General features: G+C 54.2%; 4 protein-coding genes. 2 read left to right on the top strand and 2 right to left on the bottom strand.

Translation table 11 applies throughout. The features are described from left to right. Nucleotides 1-75: 75 nt before the first annotated feature. The gene (xseA, locus tag ABEA08_RS16825) at nt 76-1,407 is read right to left on the bottom strand and encodes an exodeoxyribonuclease VII large subunit (RefSeq protein ID WP_425557378.1); all 1,332 of its coding nucleotides are present in this window, start codon (nt 1,405-1,407) and stop codon (nt 76-78) included. Nucleotides 1,408-1,545: 138 nt separating this feature from the next. On the opposite strand from xseA, the gene guaB reads away from it, so the two are divergent. Continuing rightward, the gene (gene guaB / locus ABEA08_RS16830; RefSeq protein WP_345336538.1) at nt 1,546-3,009 is read left to right on the top strand and encodes an IMP dehydrogenase; all 1,464 of its coding nucleotides are present in this window, start codon (nt 1,546-1,548) and stop codon (nt 3,007-3,009) included. A gap of 101 nt (nt 3,010-3,110) precedes the next feature. Next, nucleotides 3,111-4,685, top strand: a complete 1,575-nt coding sequence (guaA, locus tag ABEA08_RS16835) for a glutamine-hydrolyzing GMP synthase (protein WP_345336539.1) — start codon at nt 3,111-3,113, stop codon at nt 4,683-4,685. A gap of 222 nt (nt 4,686-4,907) precedes the next feature. Here the strand turns inward: guaA and ABEA08_RS16840 are convergent, their stop codons facing one another. Continuing rightward, entirely contained in the window at nt 4,908-6,647 is a 1,740-nt protein-coding gene (locus tag ABEA08_RS16840; RefSeq protein ID WP_345336540.1) for an Sdh5/SDHAF2/SdhE family assembly factor, read from the bottom strand. Nucleotides 6,648-7,106: the final 459 nt, after the last annotated feature.

Below are 7,106 nucleotides of genomic sequence, written 5' to 3' on the forward strand. Positions count from 1 at the left end.
CCCGAACGCCACAGTGTTCGGGCTTTTTCTTCGTGCTGTGTCTTCGGTCTTGGTGGCCAAGGGAAAGGCGGCAGGTTACTCGCTCTTGCTCTGGACCGTCACATCCAGCGTGCCTTGATGCAATCTGGCCTGGAGCCGTTGGCCGGGCTGCACCTGTTGGGCGCTCTTCACTGCGGTGCCATCCTCGGTCTGTAGAATGCTGTAACCGCGCGACAGCACGGCGAGTGGGCTGACCGCCTCCAGTGCTGCAGTCACGCCCTGCAGGCGCATCTGAGCCTGCGTTAGCTGGGTATCTTTGGCACGCTGTAGGCGGCGCTGTAGATCGGTCAGCGATTGGCGGTATTGCGGCAGGCGCAGGGCGGGATCTTGCCGCTCCAGTCGGTGAGTCAATTGCCGCTGGCGTTGCTCGGCGGCACTGAGCGTGCGGTGCAGCGCATTGTCCAGTCGTAGGCTTAACTCATCCAACTGCTGGCTGTGGGTGGCCAGTTGCGCTCTAGGGTGGCTGGCGTTAAGTCGGGCATTGAGCAGCGCCAGACGCCCGCGCTGGTGTTGCAGTTGCGCTTCGCAGGCCCGCTGTAGCCGCTGACGTTGCTGCATCAACTGCTGCTGGTGATGACTGCTGTCGCGGGAGAGCACCTCGGCCGCCGCCGACGGGGTCGGGGCGCGCAAGTCGGCGACATAATCTGAAATGGTGGTATCCACTTCGTGACCGACGGCACTGACGATGGGCAGGCGCGCCTCATAGATGGTGCGGGCCAGTCGCTCATCGTTAAAGCACCAGAGATCCTCCAGGGAGCCGCCGCCGCGGGTCAGCAGCAGGCAATCGACTTCGTCGCGCTCGTCGGCGGTTTCAATCATCTGGATCAAATTAGCGACCGCGTCTGCGCCCTGCACCAAGGAGGGGTAGATGATCACCTCCAGGGTGGGATCGCGCCGGCCCAGCACCGACAGGACATCGCGAACGGCGGCGCCGGAGGGAGAGGTGATCACCCCCAGTTTGCGGATGCTGTCGGGCAAAGGTTGTTTGGCCTCGGTGGAAAATAATCCTTCCGCTGCCAACTGCATCTTCAACGCCTCAAAGCGTTGCTGCAGCATGCCGTCGCCGGCCAGTTGCATCGACTCGACGATGATCTGAATATCGCCGCGGGGTTCGTACAGGGTCACGTTGGCGCGCACCAGCACCTGCATGCCGTGCTCTGGGCGGAAGGTCACGCGTGACGCACGGCCACGGAACATGGCACAGCGGATCTGGCTGCGCTCATCTTTGAGGGTAAAATAGAGATGACCCGAGGCGGGCGTTGCTAAGTTGCTGATCTCACCGGATAGCCAGATCCGGCCTAAATGTTGTTCAAGTTGGGCTTTGACCTGCCGGTTCAAGGCAGACACTGTAAAGATCTGTTGGCTCAAAAGAGGGGATCCGCGGTAAAAAACGAGAGATTGATCCGCTATTAGTACCAAGTTCCGATTGTCGGGGCAAGGTTCCCCCGCTATAATCCGTCCGCAATATTTCTCACGCCAAAACCCTACTTTAGGTGGAATGTTGCCATGCTAAGAATCAAGCAAGAAGCCCTGACGTTCGACGACGTACTGCTCGTCCCTGCCCACTCGACCGTTCTGCCTAATACCGCCGATCTCGGCACCCAGCTGACCAAAAAGATCCGCCTGAACATCCCTCTGCTGTCCGCTGCGATGGACACCGTCACCGAAGCGCGTCTGGCCATCGCCATGGCGCAGGAAGGTGGCATCGGTTTCATTCATAAAAACATGAGCATCGAGCAGCAAGCCGAAGAAGTTCGCAAGGTGAAAAAATACGAAGCCGGTGTGGTGCAAGATCCAGTAACGGTGAAGCCTAACGCGACCATGCGCACCCTGCGCGAGATGAAAGATCAGCACGGCTTTGCCGGTTTCCCAGTGGTGACCGACGAAAATGAGTTGATCGGGATCATCACCGGTCGTGATGTGCGCTTCGTGACCAACCCGGACGCCACCGTGACCGAGATGATGACGCCGAAAGAGCGTCTGGTAACCATCGAAGAAGGCGCCCCGCTGACCGACGCACAGGCCCTGATGCACAAAAACCGCATAGAGAAAGTCCTGGTAGTGGACGCCGAGCACAAGCTCAAAGGCATGATCACCGTAAAAGATTTTAAGAAAGCCGAGCAGAAGCCGAACGCCTGTAAAGATGAGCTGGGCCGTCTGCGCGTCGGTGCTGCGGTGGGCGCTGGCGGTGGCAACGAAGAGCGCGTTGCCGCTCTGGTTGCTGCCGGTGTGGATGTGGTGCTGATCGATTCCTCTCACGGCCACTCCGAAGGCGTACTGCAGCGCATCCGCGAAACCCGCGCGGCGTTCCCGGACGTACAGATCATCGGTGGTAACGTGGCCACGGCGGCCGGCGCCAAAGCGCTGATCGAAGCCGGTGTCGACGCGGTGAAAGTGGGCATCGGCCCAGGCTCCATCTGTACCACTCGTATCGTGACCGGTGTTGGTGTGCCGCAGATCACCGCGGTTAACGAAGCCGCTTCCGTGGCCGACGAGTATGGCATTCCGGTGATCGCCGATGGTGGCATTCGCTTCTCCGGTGACATCGCCAAGTCGTTGGCAGCGGGCGCGTCCTGCATCATGGCCGGTGGCATGTTCGCCGGTACCGAAGAAGCCCCGGGTGAAACCGAGCTGTATCAAGGTCGTGCCTTTAAGTCCTACCGTGGTATGGGCTCTTTGGCGGCGATGAGCAAAGGCTCCTCCGACCGTTACTTCCAATCCGACAACGCGGCGGACAAGATGGTACCGGAAGGCATCGAAGGGCGTATTCCTTACAAAGGTCACCTCAAAGAGATCATCCACCAGCAGATGGGCGGCCTGCGCTCCTGCATGGGTCTGACCGGTTGTGCCACCATTGAGAAGTTGCGCACCGAAGCGGAATTTGTTCGTATCTCTGGCGCCGGCATCAAGGAAAGCCACGTCCACGACGTGACCATCACCAAAGAAGCGCCAAACTACCGCCTGGGCTAAGACCAAACCCTACTAGGCAAGCTGCGCAATCCGCAGCTTGCCGATTTGATCCCCAGGCTCCGATCCTGAGGACTTACCCATTACAAAGAGAAACAAAGCTCATGAGCAATATCCATGACCACCGTATTCTGATCCTCGATTTTGGCTCTCAGTACACCCAACTTGTTGCCCGCCGTACCCGTGAGATCGGTGTGTACTGCGAACTGTGGGGCTGGGACGTCTCTGAGGAGAAGATCCGCGAATTCAACCCAACCGGGATCATCCTGTCCGGTGGCCCGGAATCCGTCGCGGAAGCCAACTCGCCACGCGCGCCAGAGTACGTGTTCAACGCCGGTGTGCCGGTGCTGGGTGTCTGCTACGGCATGCAAACCATGGCCGAGCAGCTGGGCGGCAAGGTATCCTGCTCTGATAAGAAAGAGTTTGGTTACGCTCAGGTGGAAGTGCTGGAAGCCACCAAGCTGTTTGAAAACATCGAAGACGCCATTGCCGAAGACGGCAACGCGCTGCTGGATGTGTGGATGAGCCACGGCGACAAAGTCACCGCCATCCCAGAAGGCTTCATCAAAGTCGCTCAGACTGAGACCTGTCCTTTTGCCGCCATGGCCGACGAGTCCCGCCAGTTCTACGGCGTGCAGTTCCACCCGGAAGTGACCCACACCAAGCAGGGCAAGCGCATGTTGGAGCACTTCGTGCTGAACATCTGTGGTTGCGAAGCCAAGTGGACCTCCGGCGCCATCATCGAAGACGCCATCGAGCGCATCAAAGCCAAAGTCGGCGACGACAAGGTGATCCTGGGCCTGTCCGGCGGCGTTGACTCTTCCGTCGTGGCCATGCTGCTGCATCGCGCCATTGGCGACAAGCTGACCTGTGTGTTTGTCGACAACGGCCTGCTGCGTCTCAATGAAGGCGATCAGGTGATGGAGATGTTTGGCGATCACTTCGGTCTTAACATCGTCCGCGTTGACGCCGAAGAGCGCTTCTTGACCGCATTGGCGGGCGAGAACGATCCGGAAGCCAAGCGCAAGATCATCGGCCACACCTTCATCGAGATCTTCGACCAAGAAGCCTCCCGCATCGAAGACGTGAAATGGTTGGCGCAGGGCACCATCTACCCGGACGTGATCGAATCCGCTGGCGCCGCCACTGGCAAAGCCCACGTGATCAAGTCCCACCACAACGTCGGCGGCCTGCCGGAAGACATGGAGCTGGGGCTGGTTGAACCGCTGACCGAGCTGTTCAAAGACGAAGTACGTAAGATCGGCCTGGAGCTGGGTCTGCCGTACAACATGCTGTACCGCCACCCGTTCCCGGGACCGGGTCTGGGCGTGCGCGTTCTGGGTGAAGTGAAGAAAGAGTACTGCGACTTGCTGCGCCGTGCCGACGCCATCTTCATCGAAGAGCTGCACAAGGCCGATCTGTACGACAAGACCTCTCAGGCCTTCGTTGTCTTCCTGCCAGTGCGCTCCGTGGGCGTGATGGGCGACGGTCGTAAGTACGACTGGGTTGTCTCTTTGCGTGCCGTTGAGACCATCGACTTCATGACCGCCGTCTGGGCTCAACTGCCTTACGACTTCCTGGGTAAGGTGTCCAACCGCATTATCAACGAGATCGATGGCATTTCCCGTGTGGTTTACGACATCTCCGGTAAGCCGCCGGCCACCATCGAGTGGGAATAAGCTCTGACTCGGTGTCTGTCTGCTGACTCAGACGTGAGTCGATGACCGCAGCGCGAGAAAAAAGCCCGAAGGAGCTCTCCTTTGGGCTTTTTTGCATTTTGTAGACCAGTATTGGGTTTCATGCTATCCGCACTGGCATTAGGCTCTGGCGTCATCTGACGCCGGCTCTGGGCGATAGTTGTGGCGGGGAAGGGGGGGTCAATCCGCTTTGCCCCTTTGGGTTTACAGAGCGTCTCTATTGTCGTCTTTCTCCAGTGCTTTGATTAACAACTGACGATCTTCGTCACTTAAAGTCTCATATTCATGAGAGCTACTTGGTGGCATCTCATGAAGCTTTATCCGCCTAGCGATAGCACTTCCGTCACTTGTGGTGAAGTGTGGGCTTTTTACCTCGTATGTTCTCATGGCATCTAAATCATCAAGAGGTAATTGGATCGGTTTTGTGTCAATGTGACATCGGCCGCAAAAGGTGATTAGTTTCTGCATTACCTGTTTTTCTTTTATGGCCGCTCTCTCAAAGCTACTGTAATCCACAATGATGGGGTCTTTTATCCTCTCAATTGTTGCCAGCTCTTGGTTCTCTATTTTGTTTATGTCAGAGCCAGAGGTTGGAGAAAGAACCTGCTTTATTTTTTGGTTTCTAAGAGATGGTTTTTTCTCTAGTAAGGCAGCGTCCAGTTGGTCGCTAGAAAACAAGAGGTCTTGCAGCTCTTGTTTTGACATTTGAGAGCTAAAGTCATCGTAGCAGTTATGAATGCCAAACCTTTCTATTTCATTTATGGCCTCTTCGGGGGTTAGTTTTCTTATTAATGGCCTTTTGTTAGCGGGGTTGCCACTGTTAAAAATAATGTCACCATTGGAACCTAGTTGATTTCTAATTCCACCCGTTATATTTTCTTGCGTTGCCATTCTGGTAAAGATGATACTTCCATTTGCTGTGAAGGGAAGAAAGGTGATGTAATTAGGGTCTTGATTGATTTTCTCTATGTCATCAACCGTAATATGGCTGTTTACGGTACGCTGTTCTATGATAGAGCGAGGCAATGCATTCGTGGTAACAGTTAATAAATCTTGCTGCGGAAGGTAGGCTGAAATACTCGAAGAGGGATAGGCAAAGCCATGTTTAGGGTAGTTTTCTGTGACCCTAGCTAAAAGCTTTGATTTATGATCTTCTCCTCCTGCTTCTCCAAACTGCGTTAAGTAAAACACCAACTTTTGACATTCTACATCGTTCTGACAGATTTGATTGCAAACTTTCTTTACCGCATAGCCACGGTTGCTCAGGCGTACATCTAGATCAAATCGAGTCACACTTGTTGGGTACTTGGTCTCCATTGATTGAGGACCGTTGGTGCCGTGAACATAGTCGTATAGGTTTTTGTTTTCTTTTTCTAAGGTAGCTTTTTCGTCTACGCTTTTACGAAAGAAAGTGCTAAATGAAGGACTGTCGGTTGTGGTCCATGGAAATTTAGGGAAAATGGGCGCCATGGCATTTTGGTGACAAGTCATGCAAACGGCTTCGTTTACATGTTTTGCTTTGGCAACTTTATTTGGAGCAACACCAGTTATCACTTTGGCGACATAGCGTTCTAATTCATCTGAATACACTAAGGCTTCAATTTGTTCACTATTTGGTGTATAGCCAATATATAGCTTGCTGATCTTAATTTTAGAGTCTTTGGAGGGTAGGTTACTGAAGCTAACAGCTTGCCTTAGGTGTTTTGCACTGTCGAATTGTGATTCTAAAGAGCGGCCGTCGTTGGCGACTCTTAAAATGTTAGCTTTGCTGTTGTATTGTTTTTCATACTCGGCGCGCAACAGTTCGATGATTTCACTAAAATTACTAAAACTCTTGTCTTGTAAGCTTGTTTCGAACCACAGATGATCGACTCGATCTGCATTTGAGGCATGTGAACAGACAGAGACCATTAACACGATGTAGAGAATTAATAAATTTTTCATCGAACCTCAAATACGTAAAAGGATGTTCCATTTAGGCAATTAGGGTAATCATAGCCCACAAGTAGCTGATGGGAGCGTCTTCGTTTGCAGAATGTATGGTCCCGTGCAGCGCTGTGGTACACAGGCACAATACGGTACGGTTTGGGTGTCAGGGGGCAGTGTCTGAGGTCTCCCGACAAAATGGAATACCAACTTCCTATTCGCATTGGCGACGGCAACCAGAAAAGCTTCGCTTCTTTGGACTACCCAATTGCGGCCGGCTGGAGCTTATCCTGCTTGCACACCAGTACCAGCTAAGGTCGGCGTCCTGCTTCCGTTGGCCTTTCTGGCCATTCTAAATAACTGTTCCGAAATGTAGATCACTGAGTTCTCAGATTTGGAGGGAACTCGGCTTCCAAAGTGCGATCTGATCAATCGCCAAACCAACCAGGCCGACAAGGAAGCCGAGCCCAATGATGC

The sequence above is a fragment of the Ferrimonas pelagia genome (genome assembly GCF_039543565.1).
GTDB lineage: Bacteria > Pseudomonadota > Gammaproteobacteria > Enterobacterales > Shewanellaceae > Ferrimonas > Ferrimonas pelagia.

Coding starts and splice junctions, on each gene's coding strand:
- guaA (WP_345336539.1), top strand. CDS start 3,111: ATGAGCAATATCCATGACCACCGTATTCTGATCCTCGATTTTGGCTCT.
- ABEA08_RS16840 (WP_345336540.1), bottom strand. CDS start 6,647: ATGAAAAATTTATTAATTCTCTACATCGTGTTAATGGTCTCTGTCTGT.
- guaB (WP_345336538.1), top strand. CDS start 1,546: ATGCTAAGAATCAAGCAAGAAGCCCTGACGTTCGACGACGTACTGCTC.